At 65.5% G+C, this 25,587-nt stretch carries 1 protein-coding gene (running past one end of the window); it reads left to right on the forward strand.

Annotation, left to right across the window (positions count from 1 at the left end):
* Window positions 1-25,587, forward strand: the 5' portion of a protein-coding gene (locus tag NS6_RS01095) for an ElyC/SanA/YdcF family protein (protein ID WP_068035339.1). 8,589 nt of this gene lie beyond the right edge of the window; 25,587 of the gene's 34,176 nt are visible here — the first part of the coding sequence; it begins with the start codon at window positions 1-3; the stop codon falls past the right edge of the window.

The raw sequence follows: 25,587 nt of genomic DNA on the forward strand, positions 1-25,587 counted from the left end.
GTGGGGCTCGAAAAGCCTGGTTTCATCACCGAAGAGCTGGAGATCGCTGCCGGCGCAGATATTCCGGACGGCGACGAGACCCTCTCGGTGCAGATGGGCGAGGCCCTGCAAGAAATCGCAGAGAGCCTTGTCGGGGTAGACCTCGTCGATGTCCTCGAGGACGCGAAAGCCGCCATAGCCGCTGGTTACGTGTCGGGCGAGGGCGCCGAGGCAATCACGGATTTCCTGCAAGCTCTGCTCGACTCCCAGCTGGACCTCGCGGAGGCGGTGGGCCAGATGGGGCAGAGCGCCATAGAATTCGGTCACACGATTTTCTCGGCGAAAGTCAGCGGCTATATCGCCCTTGCCTGGCTGGCGCTCGAATTGCTCACGGCTGCGATCGCCTACGCGACAGGTGCGGGCGCTTTTGCCGGGTGGGTACAGCAGCAGAAGGCGCTCGCGGTGGCCCGGGCCTTTTTCAGGTTTCTCAGTGCGAAGACGCTTGCGCTGATCCGATTCCTGATCTCGAAGTTGGGCCGGGGCCGTTTCAAAGTATTCGAGGCCGTACTTGCCGGACTCCTCAACGAGGGCATAGAGGAAGGCATCCAGGAGACCGCGCAGGGTTTCACCGAAGATGTCGGCGGCCAGATGATCGCTATCGAGGCCGGGCATGCCGAGGGAATCAACTGGGAGTCCGTGCGCCAGAACCTGAAGATCTCCGCGTGGGCCGGCGTGGCGGGTGGTCTCGGCGGGAATCTGGCCTTCCGCTGGGTGTACCAGATGAAACTCCCGGTGTCGCAGCTGGGTGGTGCCGCACGGGGCGGCCTGATCGGCGCCGTCGCGGGTGGGTCGGGACTGCTGGGAGCGGTGCTGGCCACCAGGTTCTACACTGGCGAATGGCAGATCGACTCCCGGATGATCATCGGGAACGTCGTGTCCGGTATGGGCCCCAGCATGATCTACGGCGCGAAAGGGATGTCGCCCTACTCCGGGATGCCCATCGAAGAGCTCACGGGCATGAAACCGTGGATGAGTCCGGAAGAGGCCCAAGCGCGCTCCGATGTGCAGATCGCACAGATGCACAAAGACATCGAAAAGATGTTGGTGGACGCTTCGGCTGCGGACCGCGCCCGCGCGCACGCCGCGGTGACCGAGGCTGTGGCGGTAGCGGAGGCAGGCGCCTACAGCCGGGACGAAGACGGCCTGGTCACCGTCAATCAGCATCAGCGGTTGACAAGCCTGGAGCAGATCCGGTCCGAGCTGGGAGATTTCGCCCGCCGCGTCGAGGCAGGCGACACCACGGCCACCGTGACCCCGGAGGTGCCGGTCGACGAGGCCCGGGCCCGGGCCGGCCAAATGTCCCAGCTGATGGCGGAGCGAGCGGCGGAAGCGGCTCCGCCGGGGATGAGCCCGGCGGAGGCCGCCGAACGGTTGCAAACAATCCTGCTCGGTATCGGCGCGCCGGACAGCAGCGACCTCCAATACCTGGCACAGCTGCGGCAAGCCGATCAGAACCTGGCGACGCTGTTGCAGACCACCACACCGTTGACCCCGGCGGAGCTGGGCACCAAGGCCGACCAGCTGACCGAGCAGCTCAGGCAGCGTGCCGGTGGCTTCGGCGCGGACACTGAGGCCGGGGCCCGCGCGCGGATGATTCTGGAGCAGTTGCTGGCCGAGCCCGATGGTGCGCCGAACAGCGCGGAGCGCGTTGTGTGGTTGCAGTCGGTACACCGGAACCTGCCGGATTTGATACAGCTGTGGTCCCGGCCGCCGAATCCGGACGAGGAGCCATCCGCTGAGAAGCGCTCCGGGGCAGGTGTGCCGAGGGCCGGGCTGCCGCAGTCGGAGGGAGGCACCGAACCAGCGGGAACCAGTAATCCCCGGCGCAAGCCTGCGGTGCTCGCGCAGAAGCGGATAGTCGTACCGGGTGGCGGGCAGTTCGGGGCCGGCCAGAACATCGGACCGGCCGTGGCCGCCGTGCTGGCGGCAGCCGGCAGTGCCCCGGTGAACACCTCGATTCCGCAGTGGGTGCGTGACGGCCGGATGGCACGGCTGGCCGAGATGACCACCGAAGCGGTGCGCGACTCCGTGACTCGCGCGGGTGGCGGGGCGGAGGTGGAGGTCACGGTGCTGGACAACGGTGTTGTCCAGATCTCGGTGCTCGACGGTGCGACCGACCACGGCCTGCTGCCGGGCACCGAGTACGACGGGCGCGCGGTGCCGACGGTGCGGGAGAACGCCGATCTGTGGGAAATGGGTTTCACTCAGCTGGGAGACGAACTGCGGCACCAGTTGTGGTTCGCGTGCGATATACAGGCGGCGAACGGCAACGCGATGGTGGCCGATCTCATCGATGCCGGTCGGACGGCGGACGCCACGGTCGCGCCGGATGGTGGCGCTGATGCGTACACGGCGGCGGATGGCGTGCGGGCGGGTCTCGGCCTGAATGCTCCGGCTGTCGGACCACTGGTGGCGGGAGTTACCGGCTCCGCGGCGCCGATCTCGTATCCCGATGCGGAGACTGCGGTTACTGCGGCACTGGGTGTAGCCCCGGTGGACCCGGCTCCGCTCGACATCCGGATCGGCGACACCGTGATGAACCCGATAGGTCGGACTGCCGAGGTCGAATCGCAGCACATGGCGTCCGCGAACGAATCGTCCGATTCGGACCTGTACGAGGTCCGGGAGGGTAGCGACCTCGACGGAGTGGCGGGCAACGTGACCGGGGTCGGCGTCACAATGAGCGGTGCGAATCCCGACGGCGACCTGGCGACGGCCGGGGCCGCCCTGTGCGCCCTGACGTCCGACTGGCCCGCGCCACGGCAGCAGCAGATGCTCGATACGTTGATCGCGGCTGTGCGCTCGAAACGGGGCGGCGCGGGCGGCCCGGTACGGGTCGAGGCTCGGATGGTTTCCGATCCGGCGGGTGCCGACGGGGACGAGCAGCTGTGGGTCGATGTGTTGTCCATCGGGGACTCCGTAGGGGGTAGTGAAGGGGAGGCACCGCGGGAGGTCGACCACTACGCCGAATCCTGGCGTAGCGAACCGTGTGACGCCGGCGATCCATGGCAGAATCGGTTGTCGTTCGAGATGTCGGCCACGCCGACACCGGATATGCCCGTTTCATCCGAGGTGGACGTTTCGGAATCCGACCCGGCTGCCGAAAGGGCGCCGGGACAATCCCAGACCCTGCCCGAGCTGCTCGGGATGACGGCGCCGTTCACTCCGGCGAAATCCGCGGGTTCCGAGTCGACTGCGGCCGACAAACCGGCCCATACCGGCACCCCGGTGGTCGAAACAGGCTCGCTGTACGAGGTTCGAGGCGACAGCGATCTCGAGAATGTCGGTGCGCACCGGACGGGTATCTCACTGACGGTGAATAAATCGGGTCTGCGGGATCTGACCCTGGCAGGTGAAGCGCTGGGCGCCATGACCTCCGACTGGCAACCTGCCCGCCAGGGCGAAGTGGTCGACGCGTTCACGGATGCGGTGCGTGCGGCGCAGTCCGCGTGTGGTGGTCCGGTTCGTGTCGAAGCGCGCGTGATCACCGACCCTGCCGGTGAGGCAGCCGAAAAGCTGCGGTTCGACATTTTCGAGATCAACGCGGACCCCGGGCAGCCGGCGTTGGCTGTAGTAGAGATATCGGCCGAGCCGGATTCCGGTGCACCCGCTGGTTCGTCCACGTCCAAGAAAGGGACCGGCGGAGAGACATCGCGTGGCATTTCGGCGAAGCCGGCCGCGCTGCCGGAGTTCACAGATCAGAATCCGGATGGATTCAGTGACGGCGCATTCGAAGGCGTTTCGTCGAAACCGGCTGTCTTCGGCGACGACGGAGAGAACAACGCCGATGAGGCATCCCCGGCGGAACCTCCGTTGGTGACGGCCATGGCCGGCGCCGTCGAGGCCGTGGAAGGCGGCAGTACCGGTATGGCGGTGACGAACAGTGCTGCCCCCGCACCGGGGATAACGCAGGAAACGAGCGGCGCACCGGTCTCCGCCGGAAGTTCGCCGGGTACCGCACCCGCGAACACGGCGGGTGGCGGCGGCCCGGGTTCCGGCGGCTCGACACCGGCAGCCGGCGAATCCGGTGGCGATTCGGACCGTTCCGGCGGCGATCTTGTCGATTTCAGCGCCGAACTCGAAGGCAATCCTGCTACGGCAGTTACCGACATTCGAACCGGGGACAGTGCGGAGATCGACCCGGGCAGTGACCACGATGCCGACCCCGGTACCGGGAGTAGTGCGGCGCCCGACTCCGAGAGCACCGCTGATCCGGGTCCCGCCGCCGTGAACGATCGAGTGGGCGATCCCGAACCGGATGAATCGGGGGTCGCCGGCCAGCTCTTCGCCGGCCAGTTCCGAAAGGTGCTCGGCGATATCCTCGACGACCCGGAGTCCATGACGCTGGCCGAATTGGTAGACGTGGCCCGGAACTACCTGGCGAACCCGGGGCAGGAACCGGACGCGAATCCGAAAGCGGTGGCGAGCGTCCTGGCCAACTTCGACCTCGCTATCGCTGAGCAGGAGCGTCGGCGAGCCTTCCAATCCTTCGAGCTGCAGCGGATCATGGGCCAGCTGATCACGGCGGGCGGATATCTCCTCGAGAAGGAGCAGAAGCAGCGGTTCGACACATTGATCGAGGCAGCCGAGGCCATCGAGAGTGGGGCCCGCAAGGCGCCGAATTACCTGCGTTCCGCTGTTGCCGGGGCGCTGGCCGAGTACCGGACCATGCGCAGCCGGCAGAACTCGGAACTCATCGATCTGGCGATGGGGCGCGCCCGGGTCGCGGCGGCCGCCATCCGGTCCAACGGGCCACCGCGGCTCGCTGCCGCTCTGCAACGTGCGCTGCGCCCTGTGGTGCCGGGGGCACGGAAACTCCGGACGACCGAGCAGTTGTTCTCGGCAGCGCGCACCGTGCTGGCGGATCCGGAGGTGCCGGACGACCAGAAGGCTCCGGTAGCGGCGGCGATGGCCGGCTACGACGAGGCCCTGGCGAGCACGGCGCAGGAGGTGCGGCAAGTACTGGGCGGTGTGCCGGTCGGTGAGCACGCGGTTCTCGTCGACGGCACTGTGTTCATCGTTACCCCGGCGGGTGTGGAGGATCCGCTGTTCGCCGCACACGTTCTGGAGGCGCTCGAAGCGTCTGCGGCACGCAGCGTCACCATCGCCCGCCTGCAGGTCGGGTTGGACGAGAACGAGGAACCGGTGGTCGAGCGAAACGAAGACGGCCGGTGGCGGCCGCTCGACGCGGCCGATCTCGCCGGCTCGCCGGGGCGCACAGTGGGCATGACTGTGCGGCAGCGAATGCGGGCTGCAGACGCGGTGGCACAAGCTCTGGCGGAACAGCATTTCGAGGTGACCTCCGGACCTCGCGCGCGAGCAAGTGTGGCGTCCGTACAGGGGTTGCAGGTCGCGGCCGAAACGGTGGACCGCTGCGATGCGGATCTCGGCGTGCTCGACCAGCGGATCGCGGAGCTCGAACAGCAAGGTAGCGCCAGGCCGCCGGATGCTGGTGGGTCCCGCCTGGACGAACTCCGGACGCAGCGGGATACGTTGCGTCGCGCGCGAGCCGCCGCTCGCGCGGCGTGGTACGCATGCGCCGGCGAGCTGGACCTGGACCCACCGGAGTTCGGCGAACATACACACTCGCCGCTGCCGCACCGGCTACCTGCGGTGGTTCAGCAGCTGCAGGAGGAGATCGCCGCCGCCGATGCCGCGATCGCACGGCTCGACAGCGAGATCCGCGAGGGCGCCGAGGGGTCTCCCGAACAGCGGTGGGCCGATCGGCGGCAGTGGCTCGACAAGAGACGGAAACTCGCCGAACAGTGCGATGGGCTGGCCGACGACCTGAACGTAGCCGGGACCCTCCAGCCCGACCGCCTGGGCGAGTCGATGGACGGTTTCGTGGCGCGCTGGGAACAGACCGAGCCCGGCCTGGTGGCGGTACACACGATGGCCACGGCGGCCGTAGAGGCCCGCCGGGTTCACGAGCGGCTTCTGGAGTCGATCCGGAAATCGTTGCGCGAGCACCAGGATCGAGCCGATCCCGGCGCGGCCGACGCCATCGATGCCATGACCGGTACCGAACTCCTGAACACGGGACGCAAGTTCGTGGAGCGGCACACGTCGCGTTCCGGCGAAATCGACCCCGCCGCGGCAACGGTGGTGGCGGCGCTGGCCGAATACCATGCCGAAGTAGACAGGTCGGGCGCGCGGGGCCGGCCGGGGATGCCCGGTGACGCGCCGCCCTCCGGTATCGCCACCGAATTCCAAGGACTACGTGGGCGGCTGCTCACCGCAGTGGCAGCGGCGAACAGTGATCCGGAGTCGCTGACCGCGCTGTGGACCACCGACCGCCTGGCCGCCGCGGCGGCCGGCTTCGCTTTCGATGCCGAGAACGAGGAAGCGGACAAGGAGCACCAGAAGCTGGGTGATCTGGCTGCCGAGTTCGAAGCTCTGGTTGCGCGGACAGCGGAAGCGGCATGCCAGGCTGCCCCGGCGCCCTACCCGGGACCGGCGGCCGGTCCGTGGGCGCGGGTGAGGGGGGACAAGCTGGTGATCATCGCCCCGGTCGGGGCGAGCGATCCGGTCTTCGATCCGCAGGTCCAGGAGGAATTGGCCGCGCGTGGTATTGCCGTCGAGCAGTGGAGGGTCAGCGTCGATCACGCTGGTTCCCCAGTGTTCGAGCGGCACAACGGTCGTGCATGGGTGCGGGACATGCCTGCCGGCGGCACACTGGCGGAACCGGAAACCGCCGGGGAAGTGCTCCTGCAGGAATATGCGGCGCGGTCGGTAGCGGAAGTGCTGATCGGGTATGAGCTCGGCCGCTCGCCGGACGCGTCCGACCCCGTGGTGGAGACGGTGGCCGGATTCACCGATACCGATGGCGATCCGGAACTCATCGACCGGCTCGATAAGGACATTGCCCGGCTCGCCGTGGAAATCGAGCGGGTCGATGGTGCGCTGGCCGCATTGGACAACCTGGGCCCGGTAGTACCGCGGACCGAGGGGGGCCGGCGAGCCGGCCGTGCGGCCAAGGCGGAAGGTGAACGGCGGCGTGCCGAACGCGAACGGCTGGAAGCCGAACGCGGGCAGCGGGAGAGCGACCGCGAGCGAACGGCGGCAGAACGCCGGTGGCTGATCAGCCGGCGCGGCGAACTGGCCGAACGGCTGGGTTGCACCGAGGACGAGTTGGTGCGCCATATACCGCGGCTGTGGACTCTTCAGCCATTGTGTGCGGCCGCCGGTCGCGGGATGGACGACCTGGCCGCCGCTGCGCGGGAGCACCACGGCGAGACACGCCGGCGGGCCAATCGGTATGCCGCCGAGCAGAAATCGCACCGTACGGGCGAGGAATACGATCCGATTCGCAAGGTCTTCGTCAACACGACGATTGCCGCGAACACGGTGCCGGGGGTCGGGGCGCGTGCGGAAATCGAACGTCTGCAGGTCCTCGAGGCCGGTTACCAGCGGATGACCGCATACGGTGTCGCCGCGAAATCCCGTGCTGTGCACGGCGGCATCAGCCCACCGATCCCCGATGCCGAAGCGTTCGCTGCCAGATTCCGTACCGGTTTCGCGGCGGTCGGCGTCGCTGTGCCCGACGGGTCGTCGGCCGCGGAACTGGCAGATGCGGCGCGCACCGAGCTCGACGGCCCCGACGCGGATCTGAAAGATCCGGGGTGGCGGGAACTGTCCCAGGTATCGAGCGCCTATCAGGGCGAGGTTGCGCAACTGCAGCAGAACCGCGAGGAAGCCGCGCGCGCCGAATTCGAGAACGTGTCTGGAACAGCTATCGGGTCGTGGGGCCGGGTCGAAGGGGACGGGCTGGTTATCGTCACCACCGACACCGCACCTCCGGTGTTCGAACCGGATGAGCTGCGGGCCCTGCAGGCCGTGAGCGTGCTGGTCGAACAGCGCACGCTGGCGGCCGACGGCACGGTCTCGAGGGCATGGTTCCACAACGGCGGCTGGGTGCCGGTGCCGCCCCGACAGGTCGCTGGTGAGCGTTCGCCGGCGGGCGCGACCACGGCATCGCGCCTGGCTGCCGAGGACGCGCGGCTGGCCCATCGGCGCGAAACCGTGCAAAAGATCCAAGATGTGCTGGTCGTGGAGGTGTTCGACGAACAGCCGGGATCGCCGGACGCGGAACGGGCGGCGCGATCGGCGGTCACCACGGTCGAAGCCGCGGACGAGCTGGCGGCACTCGACACCGAGTTGGCGGTCCTCGCGGACCGGACCCCGAAGATCGACAACGAACTCGCCGATGTCGCTGCCGAACTCGCCGCTCTCGGGGCGGAGAGCGATCGGCTCGCATCGATACCCGGGGTGCAGCGGCAGTGGGTGGATCCAGGAGATTCGCGCTTCACCGACCTGCAAGCCGAGATCGGGACGCTGCTGGTCCGGCAGGCCCGGCTGTCGGTGGAACGAGAAGGGTTGCGAATCAGGCAGGACGAGGCAGACCTCCGCCGGGGCGATCTCGCCGAGTACCTCGTTCATGCGGGTGTGCTGCTCCCGGATGCCGCGAGTGACGGCACTGAATGGGACGCGAGCCGGATGGCCTCGCTGCGTGTGCTGCGCGATGTCCGTGCGTGTGGCAGCGATCTCGACAGTCTGCGCACCGGGCTCGCGGAGGACGCGCGCTGGGAAACCGACAAGCTGGTCGAGCACATGCGTGTGGAGACCACCCGCCGCACTCTGACCGAAGACGATCGCACCGGATTACTTGCCTTGCTGGACCAGCTGTTCCCTGGCGGTGACGGTGCCGAGTCCATCGGTGGCAACTCGGGTCCGGCGCCGAGCGACTTCCAGCGGCTGGCACGGGTGGAGTCGATCACCTCCCGATATCAGCTGATACTGCAGGGCGCGGAGGAGACAGCGGCAGTGGCGGCGGCCGAGGAGGAGGCAGCCGCTCGGGAGGTGGCCGAGGCTGCCGCCCGGCGCCGGACCGAACTTCACGCGGCCACCGCAGCAGAGCTCACAACCATAGCTCGGATGCTTGCCGAGGTCACCGGAGAACCGGCCCCGGACGGTCCCGACGATCTTCTCGAACGTTCCCGGGAAATCGCGTGCGATACGGGACTGCCGGACACCCGGCGCCGACCGCTGATTCAGGCCCTCGCGGCCTACGAGGCCCGGGTAATGCTGTGCGGTTTCGGCGGCAGCGCGGTGGGTCCCTGGGGCACGGTGGTCGACGGGAAACTCGTCCAGGTGGTCCCCACCGGCGTCGAGGATCCGGTGCTGGACGTGTGGGTGCGGCACGCGGCCGACAGTCGTGGCGTTCCGGTCGAGCGGTGGCAGGTGGAGGTAGACGGGTCCGGTGCCCCGATCCTGCGGAAGTGGGCGAACAGCGAATTCGTCACCACGCAGCCGGACACCTCCGGGCTCAGGGATCGTGTGGCAGCCGGAATTCTGCAGAAATACGCGGTGCGCACGCTCCAGGAGATCCTTGTCCAGCAGGCGCTGTCGCTGCCCCCGGGGGAGCCTGTGTTCCGGGCACTGAAATCCGGCGATGAAGTCCTCGGCAAGGCCGCTGAGGAGATCGAACGGGAAATCGACGGGCTCGCGGCCGGTCTCGACGCCGAACTAGAAGCTGTTCTCGGTCCGGCACGCGCTCGCCTGGCTCGGCACGAACAGCAGGGCGCGAAAATCCCTGACCAGGATCAGCTGGAGTGGGCTGCTGATGTCTTCGAGTTGCGGCAGCAGATTCCTGATCTGCGCGCCGCTGTGCTCGCCGAGCATGAGCGGCGACGGGCAGCGTACGACAAGCGCCTGGCTCAGCTGAGCGCGGCGCGCACGCTCCCCGAGTCCGATACCGCCCCCGCCGGTGACGCGACGAGCGAAACAGACAACCCTTCGGACCGAGCGCAAAGCACTGAGACCGCTGCAGCAGGGCGCTTGCCGTCGTCGTCCGGGCGGGGGTGGTGCGCCGGGCTGACGTTGCATGTGATGAAGGCGTTGGAGTCCGCCGGCCCAAGTGGGAAGTCCACTGTAAATGAGCCCGGGATGTCGGCGGCGGGGGAGGACCCGATGTGGCGGCGGGGGAGCACGGGGGGTGAGTTCGCCGAACGTTCAGGGTGGCATTGGTTGTCCTGCGGGGAGGGTGATCCCAACGGCTATCTCGTTGCGGATGAGCAGGATCCGCTCGCGCAGATGGAGGCAGCCACCGTCGAGGGGTCGGCCGGCGAGCCGGGATCATTGTCGGTGCTGGGGTTGGACAAGCCCGCGGAGGATCCCGAGGGTGATTACGCGCGTGATGGTTACCACCCGTTGACCGGCGGGCTGCGTGGTACGTCGCATCTGGTGGTCACCCGGAATCTGGGGACGGTTGATGAGCCGGACGTCGAGTACATCGATACCGCGGATTTCACCGCGGATCAGGTGGCGGCGTTGTTGTCCGGGGATACGGGGTTCCTGGAGGGGGCGTGGCAGAAGCTCGGTGCGGCGACCGGGAAGTGGCGGGGGGTACAGCGGGTCACGGTGCTGCGGCCCGGACAGGATTCGGGTTCGGCGCAGTCACAGCTCGAGTCCTCGGATTTCGTGTACGGTCCGGCGAATCCGATCGAGGGTTTCGGCGACCGCGGGCCTATAGATGGACAGGAACCTGCAGAGGATCCGACAACGACAGCCATAGCCCGGGGCGATGAGGTTCCCGAAGTACAGGGTGAAGTTCCGCCCAGGGAAAACGCAGATTCCGTGGGCGCCGAGTTCATGGCAGTGTTCTCGGAATTATCCGCAACAATTCCATGGCTGGATATTCGCTATGTCGAAGGCCGTCCGAGAAGGAGCGCTCCGCTGGCAACGACCGTATGCGTCGCCGAGTCCGGCCGAGTGGTAATGGACATACTGATCAATGAGGACATCGCTTTCCATCGGGATCGGCTGGAAGCTGAGGCGCATCTACTGGGCGTTCCTCCAGCGGAAGCTGCACGGTTCATGGCGGCGCATATCGTGGGTACGGCTCTTGCAGAAAAATTCGGCTATCACGCGCGACCCTATGCCCGTGTCGAATTGTTCGAATTGTATAGGCAATCGGATTTTCCGGATCGTGATCCGCGGACCTTCGTCGAAGGGGATGGTTCGGGATTCGAATTGTGGCGTGCGGGCGAACTCGCCTCCGTCGGAGGAGGCGAACCGGACATGTCCGCGGCCTTCGCCAGGTCGTTCGCGGCAGTCGTCACAGCGCACGGCGACACCGCGCCTCCCGGGAGCGGCGTGCGTCTTTGCCACGACGTGCTGATGCACCGTGCCGAGGAGGTTCTGAATCCGGTCACGATCATCCCTGATCCCTCTGCTGATCAAGCGAAAACAGGTATCGTCACGCGGGTCCGCGACGAATTGCACGTCGACCTGATCGGTTTCGACACGAACCCGGCGATTTCACCGGAACAGATGGAAGCGATCGAGGCTCATCTCAATCGCTGGCACACAAGATATCCGAGCCGACCGCTTCCGCGCGAGATCACCGTAGGACGCATGACTCTCGATGGGATCGCCTGGACGGTCCCGTACGAAGGCTCCGGAGGCACGTGGACCGCGATCGTGCTCGACGAGACCTTTGTGCGCGATCCCGATCTGGTCAAACGGACTCTCGAGATGTTTGCGGCAACTGGATGGATGGTAGTCGGACCGGACAAGGACATCACCAATTTTCTCGTGCACGAGTTGGGTCACTCTCACGAGTTTGTCGTTCACGAATTAGTGAAGGGCAGACTGAAATCGGTGATGGCAGCCGAGTTCCGCAAGGCGCACGGCCTGGCCCTGGACGACGATATCGATCAGGAAGAGTTCCTGTCGTGGAGGAATAGCAGTGTACCGGGGTACTGTTTGGCGCCCGCGGCTGATGGATCCGAGCGAGTGCGGTATCGCGAGGCATTTCCCGAGGCCACGGCTGCCGAATATCACTTCGGTGAGGATGCGGAACCCGCCCTGCGAGGTCTGGCGAATATCCTGGACGAAGCGCTGCCGGAGGCCGAGGTCGGTGGTGAACCGAGATCTCCGCGCGGCGTCATCCACGCGCCCGACGGCAGCGCTTCTCAGCTGACTGCATTGGCGCATGATCTGTTGCCGAACGGGGCGTTCGAACAGACGCTCCGCGAGTGGGGATTCGGTGATATCGCTTCGTTGTTGCAGGAGACTGTGCTGGACGGCGATCAGGAGCTGCGCGACGGGCCGAACAGTTTCGCGACATTCGGATACGCGATCGCGTACCACGACGTGGCTGCGGGCTCGCTGCGGATCAGCCTGGCGACCAGGCATTCCGGCGAACGGGTGAGTATCGAGGTCACAGACGACGCGAATGTGAGAAATATTCGGGTCGCCTGGTCGGTAATGGCAGATGAGACCGGACATCCGACAGGGTTCTCGCACCGCCAGGTCGATCGGTTGATCACCGCGGGTTATGGGGACGTCGAACAGACGGAACGTCTTCGGGCTGTTCGACGACAACTCGACGAGCAGCGGGGGGGTGTGCCCGGCCGGCCGGTGGGCAAGGTTCGACAGAAGGTGGGGGAAGTCGCACTTACGATGTCCATCGCCGAGCGGAGGACGGACGCGGGCGATCAACAGCGTGCACAGAACGGACTGTGGAGCGACCGCGACGGTGCGGTTGTGGAACCCGCTGACCTGCTGGATTTTCGGCTGGACCGGACGAACGAGGCAGCTGCCGGACCGGAGACCGATTCGTGGGAGGCGCGCTTCACCACGTCTCGAATGGGAGATGTGCTGGGCAAGTGCGCCGCCTGGATGCACGATCTCCGGCGTATGCGCCTCGGAAAGGCGGCCGCCGATGCCACCGACCCCGCGGTGCGCGCCGACCTGCTGTGCCGAGCTGATGCGGTTCCGGATGCCGCAGAGGCGGTCGGTTCGTGGGGTTGGCATTATGCGAAGCAAAGCCGGGGCGACTGGGACCCGAATGTTTATCCCTCCCTGAAGGCTGCCGCCGCGACGTTGTACGGGCGCCCGGGTGCTCGGCTCGAAGTGGCCGTCGACGGGGTCGACGAATCACTCGGCGCGGGCGGTTTCTCGCATATGGTCGAGGTACGCAATATCGGCCCCGGGCCCGACGGAAAAGAACGCCTGGTTGTGATCGATCCGTTGGATCCCCGGATCGACGAGGCCGTGCGGGCTCGGATCCGCGACGGGGAATACGTCGACCTGTCCGAGTACGAGCTGGACATCGACGACTATCCGCCGGTCGCTGGAGTGCAGTGGGTGACCGCCATTCCGTACGACGCGGATTTACTCCCGGTTTATGCCCTGGTTGAGGGGCAGGATCCGGAGCTTTTCCGGGGACCGCTGAACCAGCCGAAGGGGCATCGGGAGTCCGGCACACCCTCCGCTGATGATGGAGCAGGTGGCCCGCTGGACGGTCATGGCCGACCCGCGAGTGGCTACGGGCATGCCGCCAATATTCTCGACCTTCTGTCTGATCGTGCACCGCGCAGGGGCGAGCAAGCTTCGGCTCGGGCCGGGATTTCGTCCTGGTTGGCAAAGGCGGCGGGTGATGACAGTTTTGCTTGCATCGTGACCGAAAACAGTGCTACTGGCGTACGCGCCGGCCGGGCGCCTTTCGATGGAGAGCCTGTCGAGCATGCGGTGCGCTGGCTGGGGGAATGGGCGGGAGTTCACGGCATTGATACGCGAGCTGTGGCGATGATGCAGGATGTGCTCGCGGAAGCGGCCGATCCCTGGAATGGTCTCGGCGGAGACGTGCGGGCATGGGCCTCCATTGTCGACAATGGTGTGCGGATCGAGGTCACCGACCTTTCAGGGCATGGTCTTGCATTGACGATCCGGGATGCCGATTTGTGGTATGCGCAGTGGACAGTTCCATATGGCGGCGAGTCTGTATTGGATGTTGCGCGTAGACAGCTCTTGTCGTGGCGGGTGCGGAAAACCGTTGCCCCGGACCGGCTCGATGAGATCGTACGCACCATAGGTGCTCCAGGTGCTGGACCGATCGAACTTCCGGAAGGCGGCGGATGCCTGATCACCGCATCGATGGTCGGCCGGGAACTCGCCTTCGATGTGGCCCCGCAGACGGCGTTGGCGCCGATAACGGGGCGTCGATCGCCGGAGCCGTTGCCCCCTCGGACCGAAGCTGTGTCCAAGGTCTCGACGTTTGTGACCGCGGAAGAGACTGGTCGGCAAGTATCCAAGGGCAAGTACGAGCAGGTTCACCCGGGTGAGCTCGGTTTACCGCCGGTGCCATCCACGCAATTCCCGGTTTATGTGGGCGCGGACGGTTTTATCCGGACATTCGATGGCGAACTCTACAGTACGTCGGAAGGTGTTTCCTTCGTCATGGGGAACACACCGGGTGTATTCGTATCGGCGAACTCCGGTGCTGAACATATAAACCTCTATTCTGCACTTGTTTCGGAGGGTGAAGGTGTCGGCGGCTTTGGGTACTGGACTGTAATACGTGGTCGGCTCGCAAGGATATCCCCGATCGCCGGTGCGTTCAGTGCAGACGACACTGATCCGAAATATGTAGCGCAGCTGTTGTTCGAATTGTCCAGGCTCGGGATCGATTTGACAGACATCGACCTGCTCATCGAAACCACTGCGGAGTTCCAAGGCCTGGTGTGGAAAGGTGGTGCTCAACTCCCATCGGTCGATGAGCTCATCGATGGCGGGCGGGATATTGCGATGAGGACCTTTTCCGGCTTCGGTACCGATTTCTGGGTGGATGTCACCGGCGCGGAACCGGCACCTAATGGCGTTTCTATCACAATCAGGCTCAATCCTGTGCGAGGTGATTCAGGAACTGCGGTAATCGATATCGAGAACACCGCCGAAGGTGGAAACACGCGTATTTCGCTTGTCGATCCAGGGGGGGATGCCAACCGGGTCGACGCCATTCTGCGCGTGCTGAGTGAGAGACTGGTGGCAGTATCTCCTACGACGTATGATCCGCATGGATCCGCGCTCACAGCGGTAGATTCGCCTGACGAATTCAGTGACACATCAGGCGTTACCCGGGATTTTCTAGTGGCCGCAATGCACGGAGAGCCGGGTGTCCGCATATTCGAGGGAGAGGGGCGGGCCTCACCCCCGATCAGGTTGGACGAGATTGCTTCGGCGGATGTCGATCCGTCCGAATTGCGAGATCGCTGGGAGCGGCGCCTGGCCGAGGCGCGGGGCGAATCAGTGCGCCTTCGCGCCATCGAAGACGAGCTGAATTCCCAGGTCGATGAACGAAATGAAACGGCTCTGGAAACGATCATCGAACTGGCTTGGTACACCGAAGAACTCCGCTCGGTATCCGGCCGGGAGGCCGCTGAGCGGCGAGCAACCTTGGTTGCCGGCATCGACGAGAAGGTTCGGGCGGCACTCGACTCCGGTGTGAAACTTCCGGCGCTCGTCGCCGCCGTACACTTGTGGAGTCCGGATTCGGTCGATGCTCTGGGAGAGCCCGGTCCGGGGGCAAGATCACCGATCGAATTGATCGCTGCTCGTCGCGCGGTGGAGTTGCGTCTACGCCGGCTCGAAGCCGAGGTCAAATCACTTGCCGATCGGCTCGCAGGTCTCGACGTGTTGGCGGCTACCGAATCCGAGTTGATAACCGCGGGCGTCGGGTATGTGCCAGAGAGTCGAGTGGTCGTTGTCGGAACACAGTTCGAGCCCGACGCGGTTCTCTGTCGCGCGCTGGCCTCTGCTGTGGATTCGAGCCGAGAATTGAGGTCTGCGGTGGTGGTGGGCGGCCTGGTTGTCGATTTCCTGCGAGTATCGGCAGGTTCACCCGACCAGGTGAGCAGCGGCCACGGCAACGTCCACATCGTGGATGGCGAGGTGGTGGTGCAGGGTGCCGACCAGCGCTGGTACGACCGAACCGGTACTGAGATCGTCAATCCTCGTGCCCCCGAGTCTCTGGCCGACGACCACGATCTGCCGGAATCCCCGGCGCCTTCGACCGGCCACCCGCCCATCGATCGGGCCGAGGCGCAGGCAGACGCTTCGCCGACCACAGCCACGGGGTGGGCGAAGGAGTTCTCGGCTGTCGCCGGTTCGGGCGAATCCGCAGTGGCTGGGGAGCTGCGGCGTCGCTCTTCCGATCCGGCGGATCCCTTGGACTGTGCGGCGCGGTTGTTGGGGATTGCTGATCTTGCGGGTGGTGTGGATCCGGCCACGTTCGTGAAGGCGATGGGGTTGAACTGGAATGCGGAGCCGTTCCCGTCGCTGGGCGCGGCTTTCGGGTGGGTTGCTGAGTCGGAGCCGGAGGGTGATGGGCATCGGGTGGCAGTGATATGTGTGACGGACCCGGCAACGGGTCTGGGACATGTGGTGATGCTGCTGAATGACGGTGATGGTGGGGTGTGGATGCTGGATCCGAGGGATATCGATCCTGCGGCTGCAGCAGCGTTGACGGCGGGGGAGTCGGTGGAGCTGGATCCGAGGTGGTTCAAGCGTTATGACGGCCGGTTCGATGCGTTCGCTGATGCTCCGGTGCACGCAATTTCGCTCGGCTACACCGAGCCTGTCGAGCCGGGTGGGGAGCCGATCGCGGGGCGTGGTCCGGCTGCTGGGGTGACTATCGGTGCGGACTTGGATGGTTCTTCGGAGTCCGGCGAGTCGGCGTCGGGGGGAGAAGGGATCACAGGTGAGCAGGCGCTGCGCGATCTGAAGATGAACGCCCCGGAGTGGGCCGCGCATCGCTCCGACACCACCGATCTCCAGGCATTGAAGCGGTGGGCCGCGCGAGTCAGGAAATGGTGGAACAACGAGCTGAGCTCGAGGCAACAGATCGAGTTGCAGTCTTCCCGGAAGCCGGATGTGGTGGAATTCCTGCACTTGCCCGGAATTCCGGACGAGGCACGGAACGAAGCCGATCGCGAGCGGTCACGACAGGGCCGACCGTACGATGATGCGCCTTCCGCGCTGAGGGAGCAGGCCTATCGGCTCGCGAAAGCGATCGAACCGTCCACGTCGATGCGCGCGTCGTTCAGCGGCACGAACCAGTACGTCGGATTCGACGGTCTCCGGACCTTGATGGGGCCGGATTCGGCGCGATTCACCTTCGGCGACAAGGATGCAGCGACGGTGCGTGCGGTGCACGTCGTGCGGACCTGGAAGGACCTGGAGACGGCATTGCCGCTGGTGGCCGCGCATTACGAAGAGTTGTGGGTGCGATCCGGTGGTGTGCCGGTCTCGGTGGAGCTGCATTTCGATCATCGATCCGGTCTCGCCGGGCTGAAACGGAACCTGGCTATGCAGTGCGGGTCCTGGTCGGTCGATGCGGTGGTCGGCGAGCCGATGAGCCGGGTGAATCACCTGGTCCTGCACGACAGTCCGGCACTCGCGGAACAGGCGGGTGGTGAACTGGGCAGCCTGGTGGGTTCGGTGACGGCGATGTCGTCGTTCGAGACCGGCGCAGCAGCGGAGCTCGCACTAACCACTCTGCGCGATGAACCACCACGCGTAGCAACGGAGATCAACCGGCACACCCTCGAGAAGTTCCTGGCACGTGCCCGACGTGTCGCACCGGTCGCCGAATCGAGTGAAGAAGCCGTTTCTGCCGCATACAGGTTCACAGCCCGACGCGAGGTCTTCGTCACCGAAGGTATCGATGTGCACTCGTCGTCCGCGCTGGCGTTCATGGAGCTCACGGATCTGGAACGGGCGGCGTGGGCGGCGTGGGCCGGCGGTGTACCCGGTGTCGGTGAGGTGACCGGCCAGGACGGGATTCCCACGTTCTGGCGCGACTACGCCAACCGGTGGCAACTCGTGCACCGGTTGCAGGGGCTGTGTGACAAAGCTGTGCTGGAGGAGCTGACCGAGACCGATGTCCAGGAGGGGCGGCTTCTCGTATCTGTACTCGATCTGCTGGAGCCGCCACCTGATGGCCAGGGACAGGATGTCGCTGCAGAGCGGAATCGCCCGGTGTTTCTGCTTCGAATGGATACCGCCGCCGGGGTTGTCGGCGTCGCGCACAGTGACCCGGATACGGTGCCCGACGAGTCGGTGACCGTGATCAAGGAGCCACTCGACTCGTCGGTCTCGCCGGGGCCAGGAATCGCGATCGTTTATCGAAGTTCCGGCTCGCGGCGGGCCGAGGCCCTGGTCGACGCCGACCTCGATGATCTACGGCGCACCCGCTTTTTGTATCGCGATCGCATCGAGCCCGCTGTGGGCGCGGCGCCGGACGGTGCCCGCGATCGTATCCAGGCGACCGAGGCAGATTCCGATCGACCGATCGAACCAGCTGGAGTCGACAGTGACCTCAGCTCCGAGGATGGTACGGAGCTGTCGGCTGTGGATGATTTCGCCACAGACGACGCCGTGGGGAATCCCGCCGCCTGGCAGCAGGCAATGCCGGATCCGGACCAGGACCCCAACACCGTCGAGGGCAAGTTGGGTCGATTGATCGACGGGATCGGGGGCTCCGATTCCGATGCAGGCGTGGATCTGCGCCCGTCGGAACCGCCGCCGGAGCCCGGACCCATGGTTGATCTCGACGCCGCGGACGCGGATACTGCGCTGCGCCTCTTGGAGGCGCAGCTGCGGCAGTACGACATCCACGCGGTACTCGCCGATGTTGTGGACATGATAGTGCCCGCTGTCGAGGCGGGGAACTTGCCGCGATTCAGTTCACGATGGAATCCGGATCCGGACATCGACGGCGAGGGCGAGTTGGCTGTCGATGTTGTGGACGCCCAGGGCAATCAGCTGGAGGTGATCGCTCGTGTGCAGGACGGCGAGGTCGAGATCGACATTGTCGTGAACGGTAGCGCAAATGGGGGCTGGCTGAACGCGGCACACCATTGTGTCGCCGTCATGGAGACCCGCGCCGGAGTGGGTCACGATGAGCGCGCCAAGCGCGGTGTGCGTCACTTCCTCGACCGCACCACCGACGGCACTTTCCGAATGGTCGTCTCCAGCGGGCAGACACTCGGTGATCCACTGTCGATCCAGATACAACACGGTAGCCCGGAGCGTCCCGGGCCGCTGCGCCTGGACCGGATCGGCGGGGAGTTGCGGGATGCACTGGGCGAGTCCGCGTCGGTGAGAAGACTTTACGATCACGATCCTCGGGATGCCTACGGACTTTCCCTCGCAATCTTCTATTCCGAGAGTCCCGCCGAGCCGGATCCGCTGGAGGATCTGCACGAGCCACCGGACACCGACTACTACCGCAGGCATCTCACCTGGGCGGGCCTGAATCCCGCCGCCATCTGGGCGGCGCACACCGGCTGTGACATTTCGGAGCCGGGCACCTGGGCGCATCGGTGGACCGGTCGGTCTCTGCGGGATATCACCCCAGTGGACCGCAGCAACGCCGTGCTTGCCAGAGCTCGATACGAGGAGATCCTTTCCCGCAGGTTGCGGCTGTCCGGGGCTGAACAGCCGAGTATCCAGGACCGCGTCGAGGCATGGCAGGAATTGGATTGGCGTGCCAAATGGCGGTGGACATGGGCGGCCCCGGACGAGGTGGCAGCTCTGCCCGGGATCACCGGCGCGTGGACGGACCTGGCGAACCGATACCGAACCTTGCGTGAAATCCGAGCACTGGAGCAGAGCGCCGAACTAGCCCACGGTGCTCTGCAGTTGGGATTGATCCCACCGGAGGAGGCGCTGAGTCGGCAGCTGGAAATAGAAGATCGGCTGCTGTGGTGGCAGTCGGTTCTGCAATCATGGGTGGATCTCTGCGAATGGGGGGCTCGGGCGAATGTGCCGGTATACCTGGATCGACTGGATCCCGACTCGAGGCTCGCCCAATTCCGGCTGGGCAATGCGGAGACCGCCGACGAGATCGACAACTACCGGGCCGAGGCATCGGTGCTGGACATCTCCCCCACGTTGGCCATTGCGGCAGCGCGGCATATGGAGCGATCGGCGCAGGGGACGCCACGGCGGGTGTCCGTTGTTCAGGTCGGTTTCGGTATCGGTAATCCCGATTCGCCGATCGCTGAGCGCGCCGATGAGAACATCGCAGAAATTGTCGCGACCCGCGAATGCTGCTCGGCGCCGGCGCCGGCGCCGGACTCGGGTGAGGCGGTAGGAGAACATGGGCTTGCTGCGGCAGCCGCGGCCGCGGGAATCACGAATTTCCGAAGCGACGCCCATCCTGCCGAATTCTGGATCGGCAGTGGTGAAATACAGCAGGTCGTAGATGCATCCGGACTGCTGGAATCAGGAGCCGGTGAATTCCGTCCGCCTGCTGATGGACTGTCGTCGACGGAGGAAGAACGCCGCTTCCTGGAAACGGTGATGTTCACGCCGCAGCGCTGCGCGCTGGTGGTATGGGGCGCGGTGTCCGGGTTCTCGCAGCAGATCGGCAATCTCGGCGTCCAGGCGCCGGAACCGCATCGGTTCGACACGCAACTGGCCGGAGTCGTCCTGGCCGACGAGGTGCACTCGGCGTGGGTGAGTATCTCCCGTGGTAGGGATCTCGTGCACTGGATGAACCGGATGGAGAACAGGTTCGCGGCTGTCGCGATGGACGGGCACACCATTTTCCTGCGGAACGTCGGTGGTGAAATCCGGGTGCTCGATCCCGCGGACCTACCCGGAACCGACATCGATTTTGTGGCAGGCCATTCCGATCCGGAACGGGCGTACCGAGAACTGTTCGACCGGCACAGCCGTCCACTCGGCAACCTGCTCGACACCCAGGAGGATGTCGATGCCCTGATCTTCGAAAGCGACGGACGTCCGCTGGTTCGTCACACCGGTGACAACCATCCGACAACCGCGATTCCCGGGCTCAGAGTTCTGGCCGGCGACGAGATCCCGGGATTACTCAGGGGTGTCGAGCCCCCAGGTGACGAACTCGCGAGCGAGCAGCCGGAGGTTGCCGAGCAGAACGGCGGTCCCCCGCCGACGCCACCTCAGTTGAGCTCGATGACCGCAACGTGCTCGGGAATGGTCGAGGCCGCGGGTCGCGATACACCAGTATTGCTGCGATCGGTGATCAACGGCCTTGTTGAGCGCGGCAAGCTCTCGGACGCTGAGCACGGTTACCTGCTGCGTTCGGTTCTGTCGGTGGAGCCGATGCGCCGCAGCAGGATCGCGATGGAACTCGGCGTCGATGAGGGAAGGATCCAGGATATTCGGGCTCGTGCCTTCGGAAAGGTTGCCGACGACCTGCAGCGGCGGTCTTCCGAGCCCGCGGATCCGTTGGACGGTGGCGTCGTCGTCACCATGGGTACGGAAGACAATCAGGACCTGTCCTCGGGTGTCAAGCCGGCCGCCACCGAGTCGGCTTCCGCGGTCACGGCGGACTCCGCCGCGACCGTCGATGCCGACTCGGCGAATCCGGCCACTACCGCGAACGGTGAAGGCAGTTTTGCGCGGCCGACGCCGGCAATGTATGAGCGGCGCTGGGCGGCGGGTCCTGTTCCGGAGTGCTATCGGTTCAGTGACAGCAGGAACCTCGAGGGAATGAAGTGGGGTGCCTGGGTACCCGGGGACTTCGACGACCTGACCGCGGTGCAGTACGTGCTGGAGGCGCGGTTCCGGCAAGGTGATGAACGTTTCCGGTCGGCGCAGGACGCGGCAGCGTATGTGGAGGCCACTGGTGATGTAGTGCATCTGTTCATGCCGGATGGTCGTGTCCTGTCGCTTTTCGTCATGCCCCCACGGTTTACGGGCGATCGGAGGGTGGGGGTGCATGAATGGAACGAGAACGAGGCCCAGATCCCACTTCCGGATCATCACCGAGTGGCGATCCCCCATGTCTACGAGTATCCGTTCGAGCTCTTGGGGCGGTTCGCGGATATTCCGGTCGGGGAACCTGTGGAAGCGGTGGTGTTATGTGGGGGCGGCAGCGAGAATGGTCAGCCATACCTCGTCGCGCAGTCGAGTTTCGATCCGGATTCCCCGCCGGATTCGAATGCGGTGGCAGCACGGCATCCGCTGAACCATGTCAACTTGTCCATCCGGGCCGCGGCCGGGACCGAGGGCGACAGTTTTACCGACGACGATCCGTTCGAATCGATGGGGAGCCCACCCGACTATCTGGATTTCTTCGATGGTGAGCTGACCCAGGAATGGTCGGATTCATTCGAGACGGATGTTGCTGGGGACAGCTATGGCGAGGGGGGCGAGGAGCCGCCGTTCCGGGCTGCCGGCCCGGTACGCGCTGCTTACCGTTTGATGGCCGAATTCCCCGAGACCGAATTCTCGTTCGGATACGAGACGGCGCCTGCGTTGCACGATCTGGTCGATGACGTGGCCGACGTTGTCGCCGATCTCATGCGGCGGTACGGAGATGCGGTCGATATCCGGTGGGTCGGCCTGGACGGAAATCTTCCTGCCGATTCTCCGGCGCGGTGCGATATCGAGGTCGACGACGACGGCGTGATGTTCGCGAAATTGCACATCAGCTCCGCCGCCGGCCCGGGCGATCTGCGCAACGCGGTCATCCGGGAATTCGGCAAGGCACTTCTCTGTACCGGACGATGGCGTGCGGAACCTCAGGTGCGGCCGGCCCTGGAGAGTTCGCCCGCGGGGGTCGTCATTCCGGATAGGTGGTGGATGGATCCGGACGAGGTACTGATCTCCGCGTTCGAGATGGTCGAATCGGCCCCGTCGGCGGCATCGGACTTATCTCATCGATTGCACGGCATCCTGCGGAGCGAAGCTCAGCGGTGGCGTGGTCGCGCCCCGGAGCGGGACCCGCAGAACCCCCATCGACGCGAGGCGGACGCCCTGGCCGCCGAACTGGGGACGAAAGCTTTCGGCTTCGACATCCCGGATATAGACCCGGAGTTCGTAGCGGATATGTTGGCAGTGTTCCGGGAAAACCGGGCCGAATTGTCCAGCGCGAACCTTGCCGAGTTCGGCATCACAGCATTTCTCCCGTACACGACATTCGCCCGCGTGCGGACTTCGGCCGACGGCTCGATGCGATTGGAGTTCAACGAGCGTTACGCAATCAACCCCGGACTGATGCCGAAGGGGATACGGTTCACGGTCGAACACGAGATTGCGCACCTGCTGGATCCGGTCGTCGAATTGACACAGTTCTACGCGCGGCTGGCGCGGCTCAGATTGCGCGCCGGTAGCGATGATTCCGATTCCGAAGACCGGGCGCGACTGCGGAAACATCTCGACGCGCGGTATTCCGCCTATCTGGCGTTGTTCCTCGAGTATCGCCGGCGGGACCCGGACGGGAGCCGGACATTCGACCAGTGGATGGACGACGAGCTCTCCTCCTACAGCCTGACCTATGAATCCGGGCGATCGACGGGACAGGGCGGTGAGAACTCCGCGGGCGCTGACGCCGATGCCCGTGTGGTGTTGAAGCTCACGGAGGCGCGGGCCGACGCGCGCGGGGCGGTCCGTACCAAAGGTGCCGACGCGACGCCCGCCGAGCACCTGCTGTTCCGGATGTGGGTCGACGATGTGCTCGGTGCGGGGCATGCACTTTCACCACATTCGATGCCGCCCGGTTCCCGGTTTCTCGGCGGCGAAGAGGCCCCGGCCGGGGTACGGACGGGCCTGCCGGAGGATATGCGTTCGAGTGCATTCTACGATGGCACGGCCATGGACCGTGTGGGGACGGTATCGGAGGGCGAACCGTCGACCTGGAAGGCACCGGGTGGTTCGGTGGGGAACGGGACCGGCGGCCCGAACGGAAGGCAGGCCGGTACCGCCGGGTTCCAGCCTCCGGAGTCGGAAGCGATGGATGGCGCTGCGGATTATGTTGCCCCGAATCCGAGCACGACTGTGAACAATTGCTCGGTGCGCGTGCACCAGGAACTGCAGCGGGTGACGGGTAATCCGCGGATCAAGCTTCCGCCCACCACCCCGCTCGGCGGCACCTTGCTGGCCGATGACCAAGAGGCGGGAGACTGCCGGTTGCAGTGGGCTCCCGGTTCGCACGCTGTCGTCGAATCGTTGAGAACGCGGGATGAGGTCGCGTATGTCAAGACCGTTATCGACAACGGCGGCGATCTCGCCCACGAAGTCTTGTTCACGAACAATCTGGATCATGCGCTCGCGGAAAAGTACCCGGATGGCACAGGACGTCCGCACGGCGAGGTGTGGGTATTCGACCCGGAGAACCCCGGGCCTCCCGAGTACGGCGGGTGGCGTCCGTACGAGGACGGGGAGTACGACGGCGCTGAGAAGACCGGTATCGCCACCTATGTCGGGGGCAGAGCGGTGCCGGTGCCGGAGGACGCTCCGGAATTCGTGTTGGATAAGGAGATCGCTCGCACCGGGAGCGGCGGTCCGGGGGGCGCGCTGGAGCACAATATCGCCCGCACGGGCGACGACAACGATCTGGCCCACGGCAGCTTCGGCATCGCGGCGATACGCCGAGCCCTGGCCTCGACCGACAACCCCAGGTGGCGTACATATGTCGCCGACGACGTTATCTGTGCCGTGGGTGCGATCGTCGAATCCAGTGGCGGTGCCGACACTCTCATGGACCTGCGGGTGGGTACGGACCAACGGGGGAATCCGGCCGTGGAGGTGGATACCAGGCTCGGGTACGAGCTGGTCTTGACCCGTCGAGAAGTGCAGTACACCGCTACCCTGGTGCCAGGTGATTCGGCGGGAATCGAGGTGCTGCGCACCCATATTGCGCAGCTGTCGGCATTGCTCGGCGTGCAGCATTCGGATCCGTTCGATCTGCTGTGGCAGGCGCTGCCGGACGCGGGAGGACGCTCTGGACCAGCCCAGCAGCGCTGGGGACAGATCGGGTCGGCGCCGATCAGGGTGACCTTGACACTGGACACCGGACCGAAGTGGCGGGGCCTGCACGGCACGGTGAGCAGCAGTACAAACTTCGAACACACGATGCCACCGGTGTACCAGGCAGCCGAGCAGCTGGATGTGGGCGGCGACCCCGTCCAGGTGTGTGTCGACGCACCGGATCCCGAACTGCCCGAGCTACCGGTCACAGCGCGAGACGTGGCGGCTGCGCTGTGGCGTGACAACGGCGCGCGGCAGCAGCTGTTGTCCGCGCTGCACGGCGAACGGTTCGCCATGGTGGAATACCGGCGAGGCGCCGATGCCCGGCCGAGTGGGTGGCCGGTGACGATCGACGGCGGGGATATCTATGTACAGGAAACCGATGGTCGCTGGCACGGTGCGAATGGCGGCATTGTCGATACCTTCGACCAGGGAGTGTACTGGACGGAATTCGGACTGACCGCGACCGGGCCCGCCGGGAACTGGTCGGGGTTCCCGCGTACGGAATCGACGACATTCCCACAGTGGGCAGCTGATACCGCGGGTACTGTGCGCGACCCGTTCTCGCCGCGCGATGTGGAACCGTTGATCGCCCTCACCGTTGCGTACGGTACCGAACGAGAGAAAGCCTGGCTGGACGGTTGCCTCTACGACGCCGTGCGAGGTTCGGATTTCCCCAGCGAGTGGATCGACCCGGTGTGGGAAAGGCTGGTCGCGGCCCTGCGGTCGGCCGGCGATGCGGGCCAGGAGGTGCGCGAATGCTGGGTTCGACCAGGGCGGAACTCGATATCGCTGTATCTCGTCCATGAGGGCACCCCGTGGTTCGGACTGCGGGTGTCGGAAGCGAACGGTTCGCTGCACATCCACAGCAAGCTGTCGCCGGTCGACGAGATAGCGGCCGGTATGGCCGAGCGCAGTATCGAGGACGATCTGCGTGGTGTGCCACCCGAACGACGGATCGCG

This window comes from Nocardia speluncae NBRC 108251, from assembly GCF_001613245.1.
In the GTDB taxonomy this organism is placed as follows: domain Bacteria; phylum Actinomycetota; class Actinomycetes; order Mycobacteriales; family Mycobacteriaceae; genus Nocardia; species Nocardia speluncae.